We start from the raw sequence: 23,764 nt of genomic DNA on the forward strand, positions 1-23,764 counted from the left end.
CCCTCCAAGTATCCATTCTTACCTCCATGGTACCATGGAGGTTTTTTTGAATGTCTACTTAAAGGGGATAATATCATCCTGCTCAGTTTTTTTTATTTACTTCAAACTAGAATTAAAGTTGTAGAAGAATTTAGCTGTAATTGAGCCATCTTCGTTTTCCTTGATATCCGTTACGTGGATTCCGGAATCAGCCGGTGTTGCACCATAGCCCTTCCAGAAGTAGTAAGAACCTGTGTGGACATTGCCGCTTACCGGAGTCAGCTTGCTGCCAGTCTTGAAGAAGTCAGCTGCGTCACCGCGGTTTAGGTTCTTTTCAAGATCATACTGGCCGTCTGCCTGAAGGACAGATAGACCATAGTGTGTTACCACTTCACCATTGCTTGCAGTCTGTGACTGGTTGAACTGGAAGCGCTTGTTCATCCAGTTTTCAACGTTGTTTGGACGGAATCCAGCAGTCTGATAAAGGTTGATGACATTTTCATCAACATGCCATGCCACTAGTCCATGAGCGTCTTCACCCTGGCGAACCATACCTTTATTGAAGCCCTCTTGCTGCATATTTTCAAATAGGAAGTATTCTGTTCCGTTTGAACCTGGAACTTCCATTTTAACGATGCCGTTGTCAGCATCTGCCGCATTAGCTGCCGGTAGAGTGATTTCCTGAACGCCGCTCTCAGGTGTTACTTCGATTGGCTCTGCCCAGCCTAAGAAAATCTTAGAGAATGGATCGAAGTGAGTTGGAGAGTTTCCGCCGTACTCAGCTTTATTAGGGTAGCGCATCCAAGATCCACCAGCCATCATGGAGTAGTTACCTACACCTTCAGATGAGTAAACAGTATCATAGAAATCAGGAAGTCCTAGAGCATGTCCAAATTCATGAGCATAGACACCAGTCTGTACTGGGAATGGACCTGTTTTAGCTTCCTCTTTGTAAGAGTTTGTCGCTGCATCGAAGCCAGCTACGTTACCGCCGATACCAGGCTGGATGTTGTAGTTGTTAACGATTACGCCGTCATATGTCATGTCTTCCTTGATTGTATCTTCAATCCACTGGTCTTCATCTACACCTTCATGTTGAGGAGTCGGTGTGCCAGTTTCATAGTATTTTCCATAGTATAATGCGCTAAGGATATTCCATTTATGAGACCAGAATTGACCCGGGTCGCGGCTGTATTCTGCTCCAGTTCCTTCATGGACAACGAATACGTTTGGAACTTCTCCATCCACAGCATACTGTGAGAAATTGACCTGCTCATCAGCCGCTTTCAAAAGGTCGCGTACGAATTCACCAGTATGTGCGTCACCATTAACGTTACCATTTACATATGTGCCATTTTCAGCATACTTGCCTTCTTGGTCAAGATAATATGAGGCACCCTTAGGCATCTCTACCCATACAAATTCGGTATTTTCTTTGCGTACCAAGTTAATTTTTCCGTAACTTGACTCTTTATAAGCATTTTGCATTGTGCGATCTTTAGGAACATCCGGACCATCGTATTTTTTAAACTGCTCCAGTTCATATGGATTATATTCAGTTCCAAAAATAAGATCCTCATAATACTCTGGCGGAACTTGTCCAGGCATATCACCAATCGGCTCATCACCCTCAGGATATTTTGCCAGAAGAACAAGTACAGGGACATCTCCAGTTGCTTCCTTATAAGCTACATGGTTATCACCAGGCTGCTGGAATTTAGCTCCTGTCTTTGCCGCCTTTTCAGCAGGATCGGCCTTAGAAATATCAATCCCTAATTCCTTTGCTCTATCAACTAGCTCTGGAGCTGCACCAACATGGTGAGCAAGGCTTAGTTCATATTTACTTTGTGGTTTGACAGCAGAATCAGTTGGGCTGACTCCTGCGAACACGGCGCTCCCTGCCAATGCAAGAGAAAGCGCTGATGTAGAAAGAACTTTTAACACATAATCCACTCCCTATTAGAATACTTCTATTTCCTAAATAATATAAAATATTCAGTATATTCTAAATAGGGGGAAAGTATCGATTGATAGTTTTTTTCGTGAGTCGAAAGGCTTAACTTTTATATATCTTTATAAAAACTAACTATATTACCATAATAAACCATATAATATTTTCATACTGACTATATTTATTTATTTACCCCACAAAACTCTGGCTACCTCTCAAGCTTCTATCCGATATTGGATCATCTTCTGACAACTTTTCCTCCTTTTCCCTCCAACCTGTCTGAAGTTGGAGCATCTTCTGACAGCTTTCCTCCCTTTTCCTCCAAACCTGTCTAAAGTTGGAGCATCTTCTGACAACTTTTCCTCCTTTTCCTCCAAACCTGTCTAAAGTTGGAGCATCTTCTGACAGCTTTCCTCCCTTTTCCTCCAAACCTGTCTAAAGTCGGAGCATCTTCTGACAGCTTTCCTCCCTTTTCCTCCAAACCTGTCTAAAGTTGAAGCATCTTCTGACAACTTTTCCTATTTTTCCTTCAAACCTGTCTAAAGTTGGAGCATCTTCTGACAACTTTTCCTATTTTTCCTTCAAACCTGTCTAAAGTTGGAGCATCTTCTGACAACTTTTCCTATTTTTCCTTCAAACCTGTCTAAAGTTGGAGCATCTTCTGACAGCTTTTCCTTCTATCCCATCAAACCTGTCATAATAACAACGTTTTCTTAACAGCTTTAAGCCTCTCCGCATGCAACCTGTCACAATAACACAGGTTCCTCCCAACAGAAAAAGCCTCGCGCGAAGCGAAGCTTTTTTCCAATCTGCTATTACAGGATATCCATCCAAATTTTGATGGCTGTACCTAAAATCAACACTGCAAGGATGTATTGCAGGATCTTCGTGTTTACTTTCTTACCTGCATTTGCACCAAGTGGTGATGCGATCAGACTCGCGATGACCATGATCAGTGCTGGCCAAAATTCTACCTGGCCTGTGGCTAGCTTACCGACTGTTGATCCAATTGAAGAAATGAATGTGATCGCAAGGGATGTTGCGATTGTCATTCGAGTAGGAATTTTCAACACGACGAGCATGATAGGCACTAGCAAGAATGCACCTGCCGCACCTACGATACCTGCTCCGACCCCAACGATAAATGCGAAGAATGCTGCCAGCCATTTATTGAATGTTACCTGGTCTAGCGGGATATCATCGACGTTTTTCTTAGGGACAAACATCATAACAGCTGCAATCAAAGCTAGAATACCGTAAACAAGGTTGATTCCGCCTTCTGACATGAATCGGGATCCGTAGCTTCCGATCAAGGAACCGACCAGGATTGCAGCACCCATATAAATGATCAATGTCTTATTTAGGTATCCGCCTTTACGGTAGGCCCAGACTCCGCCAATAGTCGCGAAGAAAACCTGGACAGCACTGATACCGGAAACTTCGTGGGCACTGAATGCGGCAATGCCGAACAATGGCGGAATGTATAATAGCATTGGGTATTTAATGATTGAACCGCCAATTCCAACCATCCCGGAAATATAAGACCCGATAAAACCAATTAGAAAGATGACAATAAGATACGTGAAATCCATCAGGCTTCCTCCTTTTTGTACAAAGCTGACTTTCTTAGGAATGCTGTAACGCCATTCCATTACAAAAAATGCAAAAGAAAAGGGAGACGAGCTCCCCCTTCGTTCAATTACGCCTTCTTCATCCAGAACTTGAACACACCGTTTTCTTCTTCATGCTTCAGAAGTTCGTTACCAGTGGATTGTGCCCAAGCTGCTAGATCTTTAACAGCGCCTTTATCAGTTGTGTGGATTTCCAGTACTTCTCCAGATTGAAGGTCAGTGATTGCCTTCTTAGTTTTTACGATTGGCATTGGACAAGCTAGTCCTTTTGCGTCTAATACTTTTGCTACGTTCATGTAAAAATCCTCCTTGGTTGTTTAAAAAGTTTTATTCTTCGGGGAGCGAATCCCCCATGACAAATTTATCTTACCGCACAGCGGTTTGGTCCAATTTCCATTTCTCTTTGCTTCTCATCGTCTGGGTTGATTTTACCCATGTTTGTTTCACGGATTTCCTGATATGCATTTGGCTGCGGAGGCAGGTTCTCTGTTACAAGTCTGCGGAATTCCGCTTCGTCTTCGATATTCAAACCGTGGTTCTTCGCAAAAAGAGTACCTAATTTTTCTGATACACTGCCATCTTCGTTCAGCTCTTCGATGATCATGAAGTGTGCAGGCAGAACGACAAGCTCATCAGAAAGCTGCTTGTAGCGAGTGTATAGAGAGTTTCTTAGATCTGCTACCCAGTCTTCTGCTTTACCAGCAAGGTCCGGACGTCCAATTGAGTCAATGAATAGTATATCCCCGGAAAGAAGATATTTTTCATCTACTACAAATGAAGTGGAACCGATTGTGTGTCCTGGTGTGTAAAGCGCGTTGATGTCGATGTTTGTTTCACCAATCTTCACAAGGTTGCCATCTTCAAGAGGCTGGTAGTTGAATGTAACTTCATCAGCGTCTTTTGGAGGCAGCCAGTAAGTTGCTCCTGTAGCTTCAGCAATTTTTCTGCCGCCAGAAATATGGTCTGCGTGCAGGTGAGTATCGAATACATGCTTGATTTCAACGCCAAGCTCTTTAGCGAAGTCAAGGTAAACATCCGTCATTCTTGTAGCGTCGATCAATGCAGCTTCCCCATTGGAAACGACAGCGTAAGAAAGGCAGCCTTTACCGATGCGGACAAATTGGTACATTGCTCCGCCATCTTTAAGATCGCCAACTTTAACTGGCTCAAGATGTTCACTCCATGCTTTCATACCGCCTTGAAGATAAGAAACTTCACGGCCTGCTTCTTCAAGCATTTCTGCGACCATTACTGAAGAACCTTCTTTTGCACATACAACAAGAACTTCTTTGTCAGTTGGCACTTTATCAAGAATCTCTTCTACTCCATCAAGCAGGTCGAAGTACGGGATGTTCAAGTACTCGAAGTTTTCTCCTTCGATTTTCCAGTCATTAAAGTCGCTCTCATTACGGACATCAAGGATGAATAATGGTTCTTTATTGAATACTTTTTTCGTTACTTCTTTAGACGTCATTGCTTTCATCATTTATTTTACCTCCCTGGGTATGATTTTTTCAAAAAAATAATTACTGAACCTTTGTTTCAGTAGGGCCATTCCATTCAGACATACCTGGTACGACATTCCAAACCTTGTCGAAGCCTTTGCCTGCAAGTGTCTGGGAAGCCATGTCGCTTCTGTTGCCTGTGCGGCAAACAACCAGGATTGTTTTGGACTTATCTAGTTCTTCGAGTCTGTTTTCAAGGTCACCAAATGGGATAGAAACGGCATTCGGAATATGGCCAAATGCATATTCAGCTGGTTCCCTTACATCAAGGACAACAACATCCTCGTTTGCTTCAAGCTTTTTGACAACATCGTCGTTTGAAACAACGTTCGGATATTTTGTTTCTTCTTGTTCTTCACCTGAACCGCCTTTGCGGATGTAGTGCTTAAGGACGTCGCCTTCTTCAATTGTTCCAAGGTATTGGTTGCCAGAGCTCTTAGACCATGCCTGGATATCCGCCTTAGAACCTTTATCCGTTGCGAGTACCTCTAAAACCTCTCCGGGATTTAAATTGTTGATTGCTTTCTTCGTTCTGACAATCGGCATTGGGCATGCAAGCCCTTTTGCGTCGACTGTAGCGTTTGTCTTAACAGTTTCCATTTGTCGACCTCCAATTAATAGTATCTATTAGATGAACAGGTTGACGTTTCCGTCTTCTGCATCAGCCAGGTAAGCTGCTACACCGGCAAACTCAACGCCATCCATGATTTCTTCTTGAGTAAGACCAAACAAGTCTACTGTCATCTGGCAGGCAACAAGTTTTACATCCTGTTCTTTAGCCATTTCAATCAAGTCTGGAAGCGGCATTGCATTGTGCTTCTTCATGACATCCTTGATCATTTTCGGGCCAAATCCTGCATAGTTCATTTTTGACAATCCCAATTTGTTCGCGCCTCTTGGCATCATCTTGGCAAACATCTTTTCAATGAATCCTTTGTCAGCCTGGATTGGCTCATCTTTCCTTAATGCATTCAATCCCCAGAATGTGTGGAAAATTGTCACTTCATGATCATAGGCAGCAGCACCATTTGCAATGATATAAGCAGCCATGACTTTATCATAATCCCCACTGAATAAAATGATCGTGGTTTTTTTCTGTTCTCCCATTATCTTTCTCCCCCTCTATAATTACGGTAACGGGTATTTATGACTGCAAAAAAATATAATATCTTTTCTAACGTGATTACGTTGTTAAATACCTTACAGGGTATATAATATAAAAGATCAATCACTTTGTCAACCGTAATTATGAATTTTTTATGACTTTATTAGTCGACATAATTTTTAGCCTTGAAATATAGTGAAATGACACGGAAGTTGTTATCATATGACGGGATTGATAAATTGTTGATTGGAATTTGAGTTGAAGGAAGTTATTGCACAATAAAAAGATATAATAGATGAGAACATAATATAGAAGTAAAATAATACACTGGAAGGAATATCAGAATAATATTGGTTCAAAATGAGAGGTCAGATAGAAGAATTAATAGTGGAATAAAAAAGATAAAAAAAGCCTGGAATATTTGATCTTTATAATTAGCAGATTGTAAAGATTGAGATCCAGGCTTGATTAATCTTCATCAAGCATTCTATATTTTACACTTTCATCGTAAAGCCCGTTTTTCTTGCTCCAAGCCCAGATGATTCCCGCGGAAGCAGTGAATGCAATCATAACCAATAGTAAAATCCAAGCTCCTGGTGCCATTTTCACACCTCCTATTGTTAGAAATCCTATACTTCGAATTACTCTAACAGAAATTTTCGAAACCGTCCAGAGTATATTTTTTAGGGGTTGTAAAAAGAAAACTTTGCGATTACAATGTGGTCAAAATAATTTGGGAGGTATAAAAATGGATCATGAATCCCTGGGCTTCTACTTCGATTTCCTTTATTACATCGGAGTGCCTATCCTTATTATCTTTGTCCTTGATACTTTACGCAAAAAATATAATAAAAAAGAAGAGCAGAGTTAAATATACCCCTGACAGAGCGAAAACATTCGCTCTGTTTTTTTTGCTATAAATGTAAATAAACGCGGATTTTTACCAGTTAGCGAGCTAGTATAAAACAATTGGATAACACTATAAAAAACTTGAATAACTTAATCTCTCCTTGGGATGTATCATGTAACATAGCAGATTGTGAAGAAATTGTGAAATTTATGTGTTTATTTTATGAACAAGGGAGTGTCAAAATGTTTACAGACGAAAAATGGAGTTCATCCAAGAATTGGTTCATCGCTGCTGTCTTTTGGATCATCATCGGCATGAGCATGGGACTTCTTACTGCAACAAAACAAATTTGGCCAGAATTGTTGAACAATCGCTGGACAACTTATGGGCATGTTCGCTCGGCTCACGTCATGCTCGTCATCTACGCCTGGTTATCAATGGCTTATGTAGGATCGATGTTCTACATGATTCCAAAGCTTGCTAAAACGAAGGTTTATAGTGAGAAGCTGGGAAATTTCGCTCTAGTTTTTTACAACATTGTCATTTTAGAAGGATTCTTCGCATTGCTGTTTGGCCAGACCGAGGTCATCGAGTATGGCGAATTCCCACTATGGGTTGACGTTCAGCTTCTTGTCGCAATTGGACTTGTAGCTTATAACCTTTTCAAGACAGTTGGACGCCGCAAGGAAAAAATGCTATATGTCAGTCTTTGGTATTTCCTAGGATCATTGCTATGGCTGCCACTGACCTGGATTGTCGGAAACTTCCCGGCACAATGGATTCCAAGTGGAGTACAGCAAGGTTTGATGGGCTGGTTCCTTGGACATAACGCAATCGGCCTGTGGATGACAACAGTCGGTGTTGGACAGATTTACTACCTGCTTCCTAAATTGACTGGCCGTCCTCTATACAGTCACCAGTTATCGATGATTGGTTTCTGGGCAATCGCTACATTCTATGTTTGGAATGGTCCTCACCACTTGATGAATGGACCAATCCCTGGCTGGATTTCAAAAGCCGGAGTTATTCCTTCCATCGTTCTTTTGATTCCGGTTTGGGCCGTACTAGCCAACTTCTGGGGAACGATGAAAGGTTCATGGTCACAGACAAGAACAAGCGTACCGCTTCGTTTCACGGTTGCGGGAACAATTTTTTACCTGTTCGCATGTCTTCAGGGACCATTGCAAGCCCTTCCATCAGTAAGTTCAGTCATTAAGTTCACTCACTGGACTGTTGGGCATGCACATATGGGACCATTCGGTGCGTTTTCTTTTACATCTTTCGCTGCAATTTATTACATCCTTCCTAAAATCGTTGGACGTGAAATGTTCAGCAAGAGAGCGATGGAAGCTCACTTCTGGTTCTCTACAGTCGGTTTCCTGGTATTCGCATTCTCATTATGGATCGCAGGTGTTGTTCAGGGATTCGCATGGATCGAAGGCGTACCATTCCTGCAGACTGTTCTGATGATGGAGCCTTACGTACAAGGGCGTGCAATCGGCGGAACAATGATGTATGTAGCCCAGTTCTTCCTGGCATGGAATATGTATAAAACTATTAAACTTGCAAAACTTGAGAAAAAACAGCAAGCACAGCAGCAAGCTGCTACTGCTTAATGAGGAGGGAACACGTTGGAACGTAAACCATCAGCTGTATTAATCGTTGCTTTGATTCTATGGACTTTCGGTGTAGCCGGAACGGTCATCCTTCCCCTCTTCGACCAGGAAATCAACTCTGCGACTGCGAGCGGCGAGCTCCGCAATTACCCAGAGGATTCTGCTGAAGCAAGAGGAAGGGAAATTTATATCCAGAACGGCTGCCAGACTTGCCATACACAATTCGTAAGAGCATTGCCTGCCGATACGAACCAGAACCTTGGACCAGTAACTAAGGGCGGCGACTATAAATATGATTTACCCCATCTTTTGGGTTCAAACCGCACAGGCCCTGATTTAATGTGGGTTGGATTGAAATATAACGAGGACTGGCAGCGCCAGCACTTGATTGATCCACAATCAACAAGCCCTGGTACAATCATGCCATCCTTCGATTACCTTTCCAATCAGGAACTTGATGACCTTGTCGCTTACTTAATGAGCCTCAAGCCAACAGAAGAACGATTGGAAGAGTACAAGAAAGAACTCGAAGAAGCAAAATTAACCGAGCGTAACTAAGCCAATATTAATAGCCACTACCTTAAGTCCCTGCGGTTTAAGGTAGTGATTTTCTATCACAGCATTCAAAAGGCAGGTGTAAAAAATGAAAAAAGAATATCAGCAACATGATAGCAAAGAGGCGGATATCGTCTCTGATATTAAAATTGAACACAATAAAGTGCCGAAGCTCCTGGTAGCTGTATTTTATGTTGTGGCTATCTGGGCGATTGGATATGCGATCTTCATGCCTGGAAAGCTTGCAGTCGAACCGGCTGCTGCTCCACAGGATAATAAAGGAGAGCTGATTTTTGAAGGTACTTGCCTAAGCTGCCATGCTACAGGTGCAGCACCTGATCTAAAGGGAGTTACAGACAGGATGCCGGAAGAGGACATCAAGAATGTCATCAAGAAAGGCCGTAATACCATGCCTGCGATCGGACACCTTTATACAGAGAAAGAAATCGACAAAGTTTATGAATACTTAAAGGACTACAGATAGAAAGGAGGATTCTCGTGGGTAAAACTATAACTAGATGGGCATTTTTCATCATTATTTTCACACTGCCATTCTGGAACGGTTTCCGGATGGATATTGACAATGAAAAGTTGTTCTTGTTCGGCTTCCAATTATCCTATGAAGCTGGCTATCTATTTTTCGTTTTCTTATTCTTGTTCCTGATGGCTTTCCTGGCCTTGTCAATGATCGTGTACAGGGCGTTTTGCCAGTATGCATGCCCGCACAATACCTTCAGCATGCTTTTGAACAAGATTGAAGCAAAATTAGGTGAGAAAGGCAAAGCCGTAACATTCTTGCTGGCTTTGGTTGTAAGCTTCTTCATGGCTTACGCGACAGTGAGCTATTTCTACGACCCAATGACAATCTGGGAATCGCTCGTTAACTTTAAAATGAACAAATACTTCTTCCTTGTCACCTCAACTGCTGTGTTATATACAGCTTTATCGTACAAGGCAAGGAACTCATTCTGTAAAGTTTGCCCATACGGACTTGCCCAGGGCATTTCACGTGTGGATGACAAAACTCAATGGCTTACACATCCAGGAGTATGGATTACATGGGGTACAACAACTGCTCTTGTACTAGTCCTGCTTGTTGGATGGTTCTAAAGAAAACCGAAACGAGGTGAGAACATAAATGAAAAAAATCTTAAAACTGTCAGCATTCGCACTACTTTCCATTTCTCTTACTGCCTGCTCTGAAGCAGCAGTGAAAGAGACATCACTTGATAATAAGAACGAGAAAGAACTTCCACCAATCCATGAGGACTATTCTTCAAACTGGTGGAAAGACCAGCCGAACGGAAACGCTGATACCAATAAAGATTGGGATGGTGAGGGCTGGATCCTGTCAGCAAACGAAGTTAGTAACGGTATTGCCATTGCTGATATCAAAACCGGAAATCCGGTAAAATACATCCAAAGCTCTGGTACTCCTCACCATGTTCACCTTAACAAGGACCAGACATGGGCTTTTGCGACACAGCGTTATGGAACAAGCGTGCTGGCTATCAATATGGAAACTCTTGAATCACATGACATCGATTTCCCAGGATTTGATAAACCTCCTGCACCGCAGCATATGACGTTTTCAAGGGATGGCAAATATGCATTTACCTCACTTAATGGCGTTGGAGCGGTTGGAATGATTGATGCTGAAAAAGCCGAACTTGTGAAAGTGTTCAAAGATGTTGGCAAAAAGCCAAGGGATTTGAATGTCACTCCTGACGGCAAGAAGCTGTTCGTCAGCTTGCAGGCAGAACCATTCATTACTGTCATTGACATTGAATCAGGTGAAATGAGATACCTTGAAAGAACGGAGACTGACTACGGAAAAGGAACTGGTTCCGGACTTGATATGTCAAATGATGGCAAGTTTGTAGCTGTTTCAAACACAGCAGACGATGAAGTTGCTATCTATGATGCGGAGTCAGAAAAGCTTCTCAAGAAAATTGGAGATATTCCAAAACCCGTTAACGTACACTTCATGGGTGACACCCATGATCTTGTAACAGGAAATCGTAATGACGGATCCATTTCCATCATCGATGCAGAAAAATTGAAGTTCATCAAAACCGTTAAGACTGGTGCCGGAACGAACATCCCTTACCTTGGTCCAGACGGGTACTGGTATACTTCCCAGAATGGTGCAGGTTTCTTGACTGTCCTTGACCCTAAAGACAACTATAAGATCGTAAGAAAAATCTGGGGTGTGCAGAATATCCACTGGCTCTCCTGGAGCCCGGATGGCAGCATGATGTTCGGTTCGAACTGGGGTGACAAAACCCTTACGAAGATTGATCTGACGAAGAAAAAGGATTTCAGGCAGACAATTCCAGTAGGTTTGAATCCAAATGGTATCGCTATTAAAACAAATGTACCTAAAGACCAAATTTTAGCTTACCAAAAAGGCAATGAGGAAGAAGCTAACAGAATCAAGAAAGCCTCTACTCTTGTGTTCCCAGAGGCAAAAGATATTAATGAGGAAGCTTTCCTCGGTACTTGCCTTCAGTGTCATGATATCGGCCGTATCATGAAGAATTCAAGTAAAGGCGCAGAACAATGGACAGCAGTTGTTGACCGTATGGCTGGCAATGGAGCGAAAATGACAGATGAACAAAGACAGCAAATCATCGATTATCTTGCTACTGACAAACATAAGGCCCTCAAGATCCAAACAGAGCTTGAGCTAGAACTAGCTGAACAAAATAAGGATAAAGAATAAGAACAAAAAGCTCAGGGCATCGTTAAGCACCGGCGCTGAGAGAAAAAATTAAAAAATCCTAATGCTCCTTAACAGGAAGCATTAGGATTTTCATCTAATTTCCTTATAAAATCCCATAATCTCACATGAAGATTGGATTTGAACTGTTTATCCTTTCTTAACAGGTAGAATGGACGATAACGATCTCTGTCTTTGAATGAACTGACCATGATTTGTCTTGATGTAACCTCAGGACAGATAGCCAGCTTGGATAAGACAGCGACACCAAGGCCGTTTTTCACACCTTCTTTGATGAGCGTATTGCTATTATACACAAGGACAGATTTCGGCTGGATATTCCAACCTTTCCATAAGTCCAGTGTTGCCTGCCTCATCGCACAGCCTGGTTCCCTGATCAGCCAGGTCATTTCTTCGAGCTTAGCAGGATTCTGGTTTGCGGGGTCTACCCTAAGCTGTGGAGAAACACCAAGAACAAGCAAATCATCATAGAACTCATGGGAAATGAAGTCATATCGGCCGGCTTGTCCCTCGACAAGAGCAAGGTCGATATCGGAAGCATACAGTAAATCTGTGATATGAACGGATGTTCCGATGGTAATCTGGATTTGGTCACTTGTGATATCAGGATTCAATTTTATGAAATCCTGGACCATTTTCGAAATCAGGCATTCACCGATCGTATTGCTGCAGCCAATCTTGATTGTTTGACTAGAGTCTCCTTCAGCAAGGATGTTTTCCAGTTTCTCATTCAATGCGATCAGCTGCTGGCCATGTTCATACAAAGTTTTGCCGGCCTCTGATAATTTGATTTTACGATTGGCCCTAATGAATAACTGTTTATTATAATAAGCCTCTAACTGGCTGATTTGATGGCTGACGGCTGGTTGGGAAAGATTCAGCATCTTCCCTGCCTGGGAGAAGCTCTCATATTTTGCCGCGGCAATGAAAGTCTTTAAGTGTTCCAAATTCAATATGATCGCACTCCTTTATACTTAAGAATTGGAGGGAATAAAATGAAAAAAGTAGATATCGTCATTACGGTTATAGTATTATCTGTTTTTATCTTCGGCTTGATGTACTTTACCAAGGATGATTCCGTCACATATCGAGATGTTAAATTCGAAATCGCCTCATTGGCCATTTTAACCACTGTGTCCCTGTTCACCTATTTCGGGATCAGAAGAAATTTAAATCATTAATTGGCATTATACCATAGAGGGTTTAAGTTTGTGATAGAAAAATATAGTTGAGTAAAACCTAGGAGAACTCCTAGGTTTTATTTTGTTCCTTGAAGCAGTATACTAGCAATCAAAAAGAAATAATCACCGCAGCCTGCAAAAGTGAGAGAATAAAATTGAAACTAAACTACAGTAATTATACAATAAAATACATGATACCAATATGGGTATATATACATTCTTCTTCATTAAACCTTAACAAATACACCACAAAATAGAAAACAGAAAAGGAGTGACTATTCAAAATGACAGAAATCGGTTTATTTTTTGCTTTTACTGCTGGAATTTTATCATTCTTCTCACCATGTGTGTTCCCTCTCCTCCCTGCTTACATAACTCATTTGACTGGCGGGAAGATTGAGGGTTCAAAAGTTGCAGTTGATCGCGCAACACTTTTTACCCGTTCATTTGGATTTATTGTCGGGTTCAGTCTGATTTTTATCGTCATGGGTGCCTCGGCATCTTTCCTTGGACAGGTTTTCGCAAATTACCGGACAATCGTGATGCAAATCGCAGGATTGCTGATCATCATTTTCGGACTGCAGATGGCCGGTCTGCTGAACATTAAATTTCTGATGATGGAGAAAAAGGTCCAATCTGATACGAAATCGAAAGGCGCCTTCAGTTCTGTATTCCTTGGAATGGCATTCGCGAGCGGCTGGTCACCTTGTGTCGGGCTTGCACTCTCATCCATCCTGCTTTTAGCGAGTTCTTCCGATACTTTATACCAGGGAATGTATCTGCTGACTTCCTATTCGCTTGGAATGGCTGTTCCTTTCCTGATCATATCTTTTGTTATTTCTTATTCCTTAAAAGCAATCAAGAAAATCAACAAATATCTATCTAAGCTCGCACTCGTGAATGGTATGATTATGGTTGGAATGGGCTTTCTAGTCCTTTCCGGACAAATGCAGAAAATCAGTGCCTGGCTATCTGCTTACAGCTTATTTGGAGTATAAGCATCTTGCTGTAACTCATCCAACTTGATTCAAGGCAGTGTTAAGGAGTGACCTAAGCTGTGAAGAAAGAATTGATTGGCAAAAGTGTACTGGTTGTTGAAGATGATCCCAAAATCCGTACACTTGTAACGATTTATTTAACGAATGAAGGCTATGAGGTCCTTGAAGCGGACAATGGGATTTTGGCACAGGAAATGATTGAGAAATATGATCCTTGCATCCTGATCCTTGACCTTATGCTCCCAGGTAAAAGTGGTGAGGAGATTTGCCGCTGGCTGCGGAATGACCTGGAAAGCATGATGCCTGTCATCATGCTGACTGCAAAAGCTTCGGAAAAGAGCAGGATCGAGGGTTTCAAGCTTGGAGCCGATGATTATGTCGTAAAACCTTTCAGCCCTGCAGAGTTGATGGTCAGGATTGAAGCGGTGTTAAGAAGGACGGCAAGCCGTTGCGGAAAGCTGACCTTTACCGGACTAACCATTAAACCGGCAAAAGGGCAGGCAATGGTCGATGGCGAAGCACTCGATTTGACCAATTTTGAGTTCAGGCTGCTTCACATGTTCATGCAGCATCCCGGGCAAATCCTCTCGAGAGCACAAATCCTCGACACCATCTATGAAAACAATGAAAAGGCCGTAACGGAGCGGACAATTGATGTGCATATCAAGAACCTCCGGGAAAAAATCAAAGAAAAAACGCCGAAGGATTATATTCAGACTGTGAGAGGAATGGGGTATAAATTTGCGGCGAATTAAAAGGATCACGAACCTGTTATTATCGAAGCTGGTAGCCGTCAATAGCATCGTCATCCTTCTGGTCATCATGCTGGCCGGAATATCCGTAAAAGATTATGCCTGCTTCCTGGTCAATCATGAACAAGTGACCGGCGCGCAGCTAGTCGATACCTTGAATTCTTTCCTTATAAAAGTAAGCATCATCGCTTTTGTTGCAGCAGGGCTTTTGCATTATTTTTCAGTCAGAAAGATTGTGAACCCTGTGAAAGCAATGGCCACTGCTGCCAATCAAGTCAAGGCAGGCAAAATCCCGCCGAAAATCGAGGTTCCTGTAAGCGGGGAATTAGGTGAACTCGTAACAAGCTTTAATGCCATGACGGAAACACTTTCTGTTGTACAATCAAGGCGTGAAGAAATGTTAAGGGACATCGCCCATGAATTAAGAACCCCGCTGACGAATATCAATGGCTATCTCGAAGCCCTCCATAATGGTGTATTGACGGGTGACCGGGAGCTGTTTGGCTCTCTTTTGGATGAATCCAAAAGGATTACAAGGATTGTCGATCTGATCGCTGAGCTAGATGCCTGGAGCCAGGAGTCTCAATTCCCGGAGAAGCAGTTTGAAGAATTGGACATGAAACAGGTAATAGCCGAATCAATTGCAGCCTTCCACCTCAAGCTGTCCGGCAGGTTTGAATCATTCAGCCAGCAAATTGAACATGCTACCGTCCTTGGCCATAAGGACGGCTTGAAGCAAGTCCTTGCCAACCTGCTGCAGAATATCATCGCTTATGATAGAGGCGGTCACCTTGATATCAAGGGGCAGATTGATGCTGAAGGATACAGGATTACTTTTACCCATGAAGGAACTTACATTGATTCAGAGAAAAAAGAGCTTATTTTCGAGCGGTTTTACAGGCTTGAAGAATCCCGCAGTACTAAAGTGGAAGGTGCTGGACTCGGCCTGGCCATCGCCAAAAGTATCATCAGCGCCCATGGAGGCAAAATTAGCCTTGATACAGATGGGTACCATCACACATTCTGGATAAGCCTTCCAACGCGTTCCAATTCTTAATCAATCCTTAACAATACGATTGCATACTCTTCTGTAAATGTAGTTTTTGTATTGAAGGAGAGATTTTCATGGAATTCACTTATTATAATGAAAAACTGATCGGACATTTGGAATACGGGTTCCTTCCAATTTCCCCGAATATCGAGATGGGCTACAGGCCTATGGAACTTTTTGTATCCTCATTGACTGGATGCAGTACCTCGGTGCTGGCAAATATTCTTGCGAAGAAGAGAATAGACTATAAAAGAATTGACGTCCAAGTGTCAGCAGTCCGGAACTCCGAAGAGGCAAACCGGATTGAACAGCTGACATTCAATGTGGCCGTCCAGACGGACTCAGAGGATAAGCAAAAGCAAGCTGAGAAGATTGCCGGTCTTGTCCTGAAAAATTGCGGCATGATCCAATCTGTCATTGGGAGCATCGACATTCAATATCAGATTGAGTTCACGCCAGACCAGCCAAAAAAAGGTGATGTTGCTTGAATTATATAACGATTGGCAGGTTCACGCTGCCGGCAGATTTGCTTGCAGCGTTTGCTGCCATTTTTATCGGAGCCCTGATTTACCGGGCCAGGGAGAAAAAGAGCATAGGAGACTGGTATTGGAACAGCTTCTTCATCTACATAGCGGTTTACAAACTTAGCTATGCCGTTTTCAATTTTAAGATGTTCCTGGATACTCCCTTCTCCCTCCTCTATTTTAACGGAGGCACGGAAGGCCAGATCCTTGCTTTTACAGGCATTGCGATCTACTTATATCTGATTACCAGGAAAAAGGAGAATCTGGTGCTTGTATCGGAATTTCTGCCTGGCTATTTCCTTTTCTTCCTGCTATATTGGACCGGATTATTCGCGTTTTCAGAGGATTTCATCGCCGCTGGATTACAGGCAATATTATTCATTGTCTTTGCGGCGTTTTATTTTAAAAAAGTGAAGCTGAACATGGAGTATGCGATACTATTCCTGATGGTCGAGGCTCTGATTCTCAGCCTTTTTTCCGAATTGCTCGCATTGGATAACCTGCTGATTTTCGCACTAGGACTATACTTGATCATGTTTCAGCGTTTTAAAAAGGAGGATGCTCAGCATTGAATAAAAATCTTTTATCTTTCGCGATTTTAGCACTGGCTGTCGTCATTTTGGTCGTGAATATCTGGAAACCAGGGTCGACCGAGGGCGAAAAGGAAACAACAGCACCAACAGGAGATTCTGTGGAAACAACTGAGGATATTCCGGGAGCTAAGCTGTCTTCATTGCGTGAAGGCGCAGAGGCACCTGACTTCGAACTGAACACCCTTGCGGGAGAGACAATCAAGCTGTCTGATTACCGCGGCAAAAAAGTGATCCTGAACTTCTGGGCTACATGGTGCCCTCCATGTAAAGCTGAAATGCCTCATATGCAAAATTTTTATGAAGAGTATAATGACCAGGGCGTCGAAATTCTTGCCGTCAACCTGACGAATATGGACAAAGGCGAGGAAGAAGTCCAGAAATTCGTCGACGAATATGGATTGACTTTTACGATCCCGATGGATGAAGAAGGATTCGCCGGGACGACTTATCAAGCATTCACCATCCCAACCAGCTACATTCTCGACGAAAATGGCGTGATTACAAAGAAAATCGTCGGACCGATGGACGAGAATATGATGAAGGACCTTACTGGAGTTAAGTAAAAAAGTCACGGCCTGAGCCGTGACTTTTTTGCTTGGTTCTTGGGTTTTTTGGACATTTTGGTGCTGTTCCGCCTTCGAAATGTCCATTAAACCTTCTTTCTTGGACATTTTGGCGCTAATCCGCCTTCGAAATGTCCATTAACCCTTCTTTCTTGGACATTTTGAGGCTGCTTCGCCTTCGAAATGTCCATTAAACCTTCATTCCTAGACATTTTGGTGCTGCTTCGCCTTCGAAATGTCCATTAAACCTTCTTTCTTGGACATTTTGGCGCTAATCCACCTTCGAAATGTCCATTAAACCTTCTTTCTTGGACATTTTGAGGCTGCTTCGCCTTCGAAATGTCCATTAAACCTTCTTTCTTGGACATTTTGAGGCTGCTTCGCCTTCGAAATGTCCATTAAACCTTCTTTCCTAGACATTTTGGTGCTGCTTCGCCTTAGAAATGTCCATTAAACCTTCTTTCTTGGACATTTTGGCGCTAATCCGCATTCGAAATGTCCATTAAACCTTCTTTCCTAAACATTTTGGTGCTGCTTCGCCTTCGAAATGTCCATTAAACCTACGGGATCTAGGTGCTCAGGATCTTCTGTTCCTCAGCGGCCTTGAAGGTTCCCTTTTCTTTTAAAAATTGCTTAATAACATCAACTGCAAAAACACCATAGTAGGTTTTATCAGCTTCGGCACCTTTGAACAGCTGCTTGCCTGCCCCCGCAATTTTGTATTTCTTTTTCAAGCCAATCTCTTGTCCGCGAACAAGCAGTTTCTGGATTCTATTTCCTTCCGGATTGTATGGCTTAAAGGACATGAATAATCCGGAGGACCTTAGAATATATCCGCCTTTTTGCATGAACGGGTCCCGCGAAAATACCATTTCAAGATTCTTTTCTAAAGCATTCATCAGGCGCTCTCCCGTCATTTCGAGAGTGAACATTTCCGGGTTTGTCGGGATGATGGTATGCAGTTCATACTCGGTAATATCCCCTGCTGGGACTGGCGTGCCATACCTCCACCCATGTGAGAATGCCAAATCGCTATCGTAGGCGTGAATATATGCATCTGTGATCAGTTGATCCATCGGGGCTTCATTCAAGGTCATTCTGTGTAAAATAGACTCTGTCTTTCCTACGATATTGCCCCGCTCCTTACTGTACGGTTCTAATATGTCGGCAATGATACCCGCCATTTCCTCATCTTCAGGGAAGCTTTCATCAATTGCCACTAGTTCATACCGATAATCCTCCATTCTTCCGCCTTCAAGGGTAATATCAAGTTTTCCAAGGAATGAAGCACTTGAACCAGCCTGGACGACAAGCGTATCATTGACGGTGATCGGCTCTTCTACCCTGTCATGGCTGTGTCCCGACAAAACAATATCAATGCCATCTACAAGGTTTGCAAGTTCTACATCAAGAGGGAGGCCCATATGGCTCAACAACACAACCAGGTCTGCCTGCCCCTTCAAGGCTTCCACACAATCACGCGTCTCCTCCACACCTCTAGAGAACGCGAGACCTCTCGAGAAGCTTTCAGGCATTGTCTCATCGACATACGGATAAGTCAGTCCAATGATACCGACTTTGACGCCCTTCAGCTCCTTAATGATAAATGGCTTCATAAACAATTCATTTGTTTCTTGATCTTTTACGTTGCAGGCGACGGAGGGAAAAGGCAATGCTTTTACCAGAGAAGACAATTGCTCCTTTCCGTAGGCGAAATCCCAGTTCCCGGGGACCCAGCCATCCAGCCCCATTTTTTCCAATGCTGGTAAAATGGCTTCGCCTTTGGAAGCAACCAACGGAAGTGTTCCATGAAAGAGGTCGCCGCCATCCAGGAATAAGACATTCTCATTTTGGGATTTAAGTTCCCTGATATATTTTGCGATTCTCGGAAGACCCCCTGTTTTGCGAAGTTCAGGATGGTTTTCTTTCCAAAATAATTCATGATGGAGTTCCAGGCTCCCATGGGTATCGTTTTGCTGTATAATCGTCAATTTTGTCATAGTATCCTCTCCTCCATTGATCTAAAGCTCTTTCCATAAACGTCCTGATTTGTTGCATGAGGCTTATGGAAAAAGCCTTTCACCTTTTATACAAAAGGAGTACCCTGCATAGGTACCCCTTTCTTTTATCTTACTGCGCATCTGTTCGGGCCGATTTCCATTTCCCTTTGTTCTTCGATGTCCGGGTTGATTTTACCCATATTCATCTGCCTTATTTCCTGATAGGAGTTAGGCTGAGGCGGAAGGTTTTCGGTTACGGTCTTTCTGAAGGTATCTTCACTGTCGATTTGCAATCCGTGATTCTCGGAGTACAGCACGCCAAGTTTTTCGGAAATGCTGCCATCATCATTCATCTCATTGATTCCCATATAGTGGGCCGGCAGGACAAGCAATTCATCTGCAAGCTCTTTATAGCGCTTGTATAAAGTATTCCTCAAATCTCCTACCCAGTCCTGAGCCAGTCCGGCTAAGTCAGGGCGTCCGATTGAGTCGATGAACAGAATGTCACCCGTCAGCAAATATTGGTCATCAATGATGAACGAAGTACTTCCGATTGTATGTCCCGGAGAGTACAAAGCCTGGATCACGGTGTTTCCAACCTTGATTTCATCCCCATCTTGAAGAGGTTCATATTGGAAGGTCACTTCTTCGGCATCTTTAGGCGGGAGGTAATACTTGGCTCCCACTTTATCAGCAAGCTTCTTACCACCGGAAATATGGTCAGCATGAAGATGGGTATCAAGCAAAGCAACCAGTTTGAAGTCCTTGCCTGACATGAAATCCTCATACTGTTCAATCATCCTGTTGGTATCGATGATGGCCGCTTCGCCATTTGATTCAACCAGATAGGAAAGACAACCCTTTCCAATACGGACAAACTGATAGAGGGATCCGCCATTTTTAAGGTCACCAATCTTGATAGGCTCAAGATGCTCACTCCAGGCTTTCATGCCGCCTTCAATAGAGTAGACATTTGAATAGCCGGCTTCTTCGATTTGTTCCGCCACAAATTCTGAAGAGCCTCCTTTTGCACATACGACATAAATCTCCTGGTTCTTAGGCAAAACATCCTTTATTGGATCGATCCCTTCAAGCAGGTCAAAGTATGGCGTATTATGGACTTTTACATTGCGGCCTTCGATTTTCCAATCATCGAAGTCATCAGTATTTCTTGCATCAATGATAAACAGGTCTTCATGGTTAATGACTTTTTGCGCTATTTCTTTTGCGGTGATTGTCTTTACCATCTCATTCCTCCTGTTTTGCTTTGATTTTTAGAATGTCAATGTAATGTCTGCATCGCTTGCGAAGTGAAGGAATGAAGCTGCTCCACCAACGTCAATGCCATCAACGAACTGGTCTTTTTGAAGAGACATTACGTCCATTGTCATCTGGCAGGCAATCATCTTGACGCCCATTTCAGCTGCCATTTCAACAAGCTGCTCAACTGGAGGAACGTTTTCCCTTGCGAAACCTTCCTGGAAGTGCTCTGTTCCTGCTGGCATAGGAAGTTGTTTGTGCGCTTCCTTATGGATCAGGTTAAGCCCTTCAAATGTGAAGAAAATTCCTACTTCTGCATCTGTTGCTGCTGCCGCAGTCGCGATATTGAATACTTTATATGCATCGAACATTCCGCCGTTAGAGGCGATGATAGCTACTTTCATTATTTGGTTCCTCCTTATTTTTCAACTGATGTTTCGGTAGGGCCTGTCCAGTCCTTCATTCCCGAAACAACATTAATTGGTTTCTTAAATCCTTTTTCAGCAAGCTTTTTCGCTGCCATATCACTTCTTGATCCAGAACGGCAAATGATGTAGACATCCTCTTCAGGATTCAATTCATTGAAACGCTGCTCCAGTTCTCCAAGCGGGATTGATTTTGCATTTGGAATGTGTCCAAAAGCATACTCAGCAGATTCCCTTACATCGAGAATGGTTAACTTCTCTTCGCCTTCCAGCTTAGCCAGCACTTCTTCAAGTGTAGCTGTATGTGGGTGTGGCGATTCATTGTTCATTGCTTCTTCACTGGCTTTGCGAAGATAATGCTTGAGCACATCTCCATCAGTGATCGTACCAAGGTATTGATTGCCAGTACTTTCAGCCCATGCTTTCAGATCGGTTGTTGAACCTTTATCAGTAGCCTGTACTTCAATAACTTGTCCAGGCTCCAGTTCATTCATGGTTTTCTTCGTCCTGACAATCGGCATCGGGCAAGCAAGACCTTTTGCATCAAGTACTTTATCCGCAGAAATTGACATAGTAATCCCCCTTCCTAAAGTTTAGTATTCATGAATTAACGGATTCCATACTGCAAAAATCCTCTCTAGTTTATATACCCTATACGGTAAAAACTATGCGTATATTGTAAAAAAAATAAAAAGAAACAGCAACCATTTAGTCTTGGCTGCTGCTTCCTGCTTATCATTTGTTTAAGCCCCTCTTCGTAACCTTGTTGCTCTTATTGTTCAATCCTCCCGTTCACCAGCAACCTCTTCCATGTCTTACCACCATCTACAGACTCGTATAAATCATTCAGGATGGTCATGAAAGCGATCCTCCCCTCCTGACGCGGGTCTGCGGATATATATGTGATCGGGTTATCATGATTAAGGTGCGGGATTGTCAGTTTCTCCGCTTTCCCTGTCCCTTCCGCTTCCAGCCTGAACAGTTGGATTGTTTGCTGATGAACCGGGGAGATGTATAGATATTTCTTTGAGAAGGCTGCGGCTGTGACCAGTTCGTATTGTCCGGCTCTGTTCATGTTCTTTCCAAAATCATCCGAAATGAAGACACCATCCTTTGTTGCCATTGCAAAGGTACCCCCTTTTTCCGGGTGTACTGCCATCATTCCAAGCGTACTTGACTCCAGTCCTTTCATCTCAACCGGCTCCCAGCTGTTTGCTTGATCTCTGGATAGATAGACGCCTCTTTCCATTTTGGAATTAGCCGCTTCATTGATTAAATAAAGGCTGCTGTTATAATAGCCTGCAGAAAGGAAGTGAAAATCACTTTCGCCATAAAAAGCAATTTTTTCAAGCGTCCTCCCCTTATCCGTACTTTTCACAAGGCCAAGGGGGTCCTTCAAATCCTCACCTTTCTCTGGATGCCCACTTGCAAAGAAGCCGTCTTCTGTAGCCTGGAAACCCATGTAATCATGGTTTTGCGCAGCGGTTTCCAGCCATTCCCCATCCTTGTATATCTTCAGGCCATTGTGCGAGGCAACATAAAGGCCATCATCATTACCTGGATAGCCAATTCCATGTACATGCTCTATTTTTTGCGGAGTTGCTTTTCTGATGAACTCTTCTTCTGAAATATCACTGGTGATGTCCTGCTGGTCTTCCGCTTGTTTCTTCTTTTCCTGGTCACCCTGATTTTCCGCTTGTTCCCTCGGTTCCTGGGTATCCTGGTTCTTCGCTTTTTCCTTCGTTTCCTGCTGTTCCTCCTGGTCAGCACAGCCTGTTAAAATCAGTGCCATGAAGGCGAATGCTGCAGCCAAGAGCTTGTTTCTATATCTCATTCTGCTTCCTCCGTTTTTCTTTTCTTCATTTTCATTTTCCAATAATAGTAGCAGACACCTGCCAAGAGCGCAAAGACAGCCATTGCAAGCTGATACTCCGATTTCCAGCCAAGCATGGTATTGACTGAATAGGCTTCGATGAAGAGTGCAGGAATTTTTCCAATCGTACTGGATACCATGAATGCAGATGCTCCCATTTTGCTGAAAGAAGCAGCAAGCGTCACTAAACCTGAAGGAGCGAATGGGAAAAGCCTCAATAAAATCACGAGGACAAACGCCTCAGTGCCAGCCGTGTTCTTAAGACGTTCTAAACTCTTTATCGATTTCGAGCTTGGGACTTTTTGCGAAAGCTTTTTTATTCCTTTTCGATAAAGAAAGAAGCTGATGATCGCCCCTGCAGCCTCTCCAATGATTGAAAGGACAAGACCGCCACCAAAACCAAAATAAATGATATTCGCAGCGGTTACAAACGCACTGGGGATGACCCCCAGGACTGAAATGGTGATACTGACTCCAAGGCTGATGAAAATTGCAACCCAGACCGGCTGGCTCGATAAAGTTTCTAATAATGTCATTTGTATGCCTCCGGTAAAAAATCCATAAATTTGTCACTGCTTCTGCTAAGTTTTTGCAAACTGTCCCACTAAA

General features: G+C 43.0%; 27 protein-coding genes. 13 read left to right on the top strand and 14 right to left on the bottom strand.

Features of this window, described 5'->3' with window-relative positions; all coding sequences use genetic code 11:
* Nucleotides 1–96 precede the first annotated feature (96 nt).
* The 7 genes from RH061_RS19415 to RH061_RS19445 form a co-directional block, all read right to left on the bottom strand.
* Nucleotides 97–1,923, bottom strand: a complete 1,827-nt coding sequence (locus RH061_RS19415) for a M6 family metalloprotease domain-containing protein (protein ID WP_311072456.1) — start codon at nt 1,921–1,923, stop codon at nt 97–99.
* Nucleotides 1,924–2,745: 822 nt separating this feature from the next.
* Nucleotides 2,746–3,522 carry a sulfite exporter TauE/SafE family protein gene (locus tag RH061_RS19420; protein WP_311072457.1) on the bottom strand — a complete coding sequence of 259 codons (777 nt, stop codon included), beginning with the start codon at nt 3,520–3,522 and terminating at the stop codon, nt 2,746–2,748.
* Between the two features lie 107 nt (nt 3,523–3,629).
* Nucleotides 3,630–3,857, bottom strand: coding sequence for a sulfurtransferase TusA family protein (locus RH061_RS19425; RefSeq protein ID WP_023626705.1), 228 nt, complete (start codon nt 3,855–3,857; stop codon nt 3,630–3,632).
* 65 nt (nt 3,858–3,922) lie between these two features.
* Nucleotides 3,923–5,044 carry an MBL fold metallo-hydrolase gene (locus RH061_RS19430; RefSeq protein ID WP_311076472.1) on the bottom strand — a complete coding sequence of 374 codons (1,122 nt, stop codon included), beginning with the start codon at nt 5,042–5,044 and terminating at the stop codon, nt 3,923–3,925.
* 43 nt (nt 5,045–5,087) lie between these two features.
* Nucleotides 5,088–5,666, bottom strand: coding sequence for a sulfurtransferase TusA family protein (locus RH061_RS19435; protein WP_311072458.1), 579 nt, complete (start codon nt 5,664–5,666; stop codon nt 5,088–5,090).
* Between the two features lie 27 nt (nt 5,667–5,693).
* Complete coding sequence (locus RH061_RS19440; RefSeq protein ID WP_167833954.1) at nt 5,694–6,173, bottom strand: DsrE/DsrF/DrsH-like family protein; 480 nt, start codon at nt 6,171–6,173, stop codon at nt 5,694–5,696.
* Between the two features lie 466 nt (nt 6,174–6,639).
* A complete protein-coding gene (locus RH061_RS19445; RefSeq protein ID WP_023626701.1) occupies nt 6,640–6,774 on the bottom strand; it encodes a hypothetical protein in 135 nt (44 codons plus the stop codon).
* A gap of 145 nt (nt 6,775–6,919) precedes the next feature.
* Between RH061_RS19445 and RH061_RS19450 the strand changes: the two genes are divergently transcribed.
* The 6 genes from RH061_RS19450 (at nt 6,920) to RH061_RS19475 (ending at nt 11,917) form a co-directional block, all read left to right on the top strand.
* Entirely contained in the window at nt 6,920–7,042 is a 123-nt protein-coding gene (locus tag RH061_RS19450; RefSeq protein ID WP_311072459.1) for a hypothetical protein, read from the top strand.
* A 221-nt stretch (nt 7,043–7,263) separates the two neighbouring features.
* Entirely contained in the window at nt 7,264–8,637 is a 1,374-nt protein-coding gene (locus RH061_RS19455) for a cbb3-type cytochrome c oxidase subunit I (RefSeq protein WP_311072460.1), read from the top strand.
* Nucleotides 8,638–8,652: 15 nt separating this feature from the next.
* The gene (locus tag RH061_RS19460; protein WP_311072461.1) at nt 8,653–9,195 is read left to right on the top strand and encodes a cbb3-type cytochrome c oxidase subunit II; all 543 of its coding nucleotides are present in this window, start codon (nt 8,653–8,655) and stop codon (nt 9,193–9,195) included.
* A gap of 85 nt (nt 9,196–9,280) precedes the next feature.
* On the top strand, nt 9,281–9,676 hold the full coding sequence (locus RH061_RS19465; protein ID WP_311072462.1) for a c-type cytochrome: 396 nt from the start codon (nt 9,281–9,283) through the stop codon (nt 9,674–9,676).
* Nucleotides 9,677–9,690: 14 nt separating this feature from the next.
* The gene (locus RH061_RS19470) at nt 9,691–10,302 is read left to right on the top strand and encodes a 4Fe-4S binding protein (RefSeq protein WP_311072463.1); all 612 of its coding nucleotides are present in this window, start codon (nt 9,691–9,693) and stop codon (nt 10,300–10,302) included.
* 28 nt (nt 10,303–10,330) lie between these two features.
* A complete protein-coding gene (locus tag RH061_RS19475) occupies nt 10,331–11,917 on the top strand; it encodes a YVTN family beta-propeller repeat protein (protein WP_311072464.1) in 1,587 nt (528 codons plus the stop codon).
* A gap of 68 nt (nt 11,918–11,985) precedes the next feature.
* On the opposite strand, the gene RH061_RS19480 is transcribed toward RH061_RS19475, so the two are convergent.
* Nucleotides 11,986–12,888: a LysR family transcriptional regulator gene (locus RH061_RS19480; RefSeq protein WP_311072465.1), complete on the bottom strand. Its 903-nt coding sequence runs from the start codon at nt 12,886–12,888 to the stop codon at nt 11,986–11,988.
* A 42-nt stretch (nt 12,889–12,930) separates the two neighbouring features.
* Between RH061_RS19480 and RH061_RS19485 the strand changes: the two genes are divergently transcribed.
* From RH061_RS19485 to RH061_RS19515, 7 genes are all read left to right on the top strand, one after another.
* A complete protein-coding gene (locus RH061_RS19485) occupies nt 12,931–13,116 on the top strand; it encodes a hypothetical protein (protein ID WP_311072466.1) in 186 nt (61 codons plus the stop codon).
* Between the two features lie 284 nt (nt 13,117–13,400).
* On the top strand, nt 13,401–14,114 hold the full coding sequence (locus RH061_RS19490; protein ID WP_311072467.1) for a cytochrome c biogenesis CcdA family protein: 714 nt from the start codon (nt 13,401–13,403) through the stop codon (nt 14,112–14,114).
* A gap of 59 nt (nt 14,115–14,173) precedes the next feature.
* Nucleotides 14,174–14,869 carry a response regulator transcription factor gene (locus RH061_RS19495; protein WP_311072468.1) on the top strand — a complete coding sequence of 232 codons (696 nt, stop codon included), beginning with the start codon at nt 14,174–14,176 and terminating at the stop codon, nt 14,867–14,869.
* The gene (locus RH061_RS19500; RefSeq protein WP_311072469.1) at nt 14,856–15,923 is read left to right on the top strand and encodes a HAMP domain-containing sensor histidine kinase; all 1,068 of its coding nucleotides are present in this window, start codon (nt 14,856–14,858) and stop codon (nt 15,921–15,923) included. The genes RH061_RS19495 and RH061_RS19500 overlap by 14 nt, the downstream gene beginning before the upstream one ends.
* Nucleotides 15,924–15,991: 68 nt before the next feature.
* A complete protein-coding gene (locus tag RH061_RS19505; RefSeq protein WP_311072470.1) occupies nt 15,992–16,405 on the top strand; it encodes an OsmC family protein in 414 nt (137 codons plus the stop codon).
* Nucleotides 16,402–17,013, top strand: a complete 612-nt coding sequence (locus RH061_RS19510; protein WP_311072471.1) for a hypothetical protein — start codon at nt 16,402–16,404, stop codon at nt 17,011–17,013. Before RH061_RS19505 ends, RH061_RS19510 begins: the two co-directional genes overlap by 4 nt.
* A complete protein-coding gene (locus RH061_RS19515; protein ID WP_311072472.1) occupies nt 17,010–17,597 on the top strand; it encodes a redoxin domain-containing protein in 588 nt (195 codons plus the stop codon). The genes RH061_RS19510 and RH061_RS19515 overlap by 4 nt, the downstream gene beginning before the upstream one ends.
* 569 nt (nt 17,598–18,166) lie before the next feature.
* On the opposite strand, the gene RH061_RS19520 is transcribed toward RH061_RS19515, so the two are convergent.
* The 6 genes from RH061_RS19520 to RH061_RS19545 form a co-directional block, all read right to left on the bottom strand.
* On the bottom strand, nt 18,167–19,597 hold the full coding sequence (locus RH061_RS19520; RefSeq protein WP_311072473.1) for a bifunctional metallophosphatase/5'-nucleotidase: 1,431 nt from the start codon (nt 19,595–19,597) through the stop codon (nt 18,167–18,169).
* A 125-nt stretch (nt 19,598–19,722) separates the two neighbouring features.
* Nucleotides 19,723–20,844 (bottom strand): MBL fold metallo-hydrolase, encoded by a 1,122-nt coding sequence (locus RH061_RS19525; protein WP_311072474.1) that lies wholly within the window; start codon nt 20,842–20,844, stop codon nt 19,723–19,725.
* Between the two features lie 27 nt (nt 20,845–20,871).
* A complete protein-coding gene (locus RH061_RS19530; RefSeq protein WP_023626682.1) occupies nt 20,872–21,261 on the bottom strand; it encodes a DsrE/DsrF/DrsH-like family protein in 390 nt (129 codons plus the stop codon).
* Between the two features lie 14 nt (nt 21,262–21,275).
* Nucleotides 21,276–21,854, bottom strand: a complete 579-nt coding sequence (locus RH061_RS19535; RefSeq protein ID WP_311072475.1) for a sulfurtransferase TusA family protein — start codon at nt 21,852–21,854, stop codon at nt 21,276–21,278.
* 200 nt (nt 21,855–22,054) lie between these two features.
* Nucleotides 22,055–23,116 carry a F510_1955 family glycosylhydrolase gene (locus tag RH061_RS19540; protein ID WP_311072476.1) on the bottom strand — a complete coding sequence of 354 codons (1,062 nt, stop codon included), beginning with the start codon at nt 23,114–23,116 and terminating at the stop codon, nt 22,055–22,057.
* Complete coding sequence (locus tag RH061_RS19545) at nt 23,113–23,691, bottom strand: TVP38/TMEM64 family protein (protein WP_311072477.1); 579 nt, start codon at nt 23,689–23,691, stop codon at nt 23,113–23,115. The genes RH061_RS19540 and RH061_RS19545 overlap by 4 nt, the downstream gene beginning before the upstream one ends.
* Nucleotides 23,692–23,764: the final 73 nt, after the last annotated feature.

The organism is Mesobacillus jeotgali, assembly GCF_031759225.1.
Taxonomy (GTDB): domain Bacteria; phylum Bacillota; class Bacilli; order Bacillales; family Cytobacillaceae; genus Mesobacillus; species Mesobacillus jeotgali_B.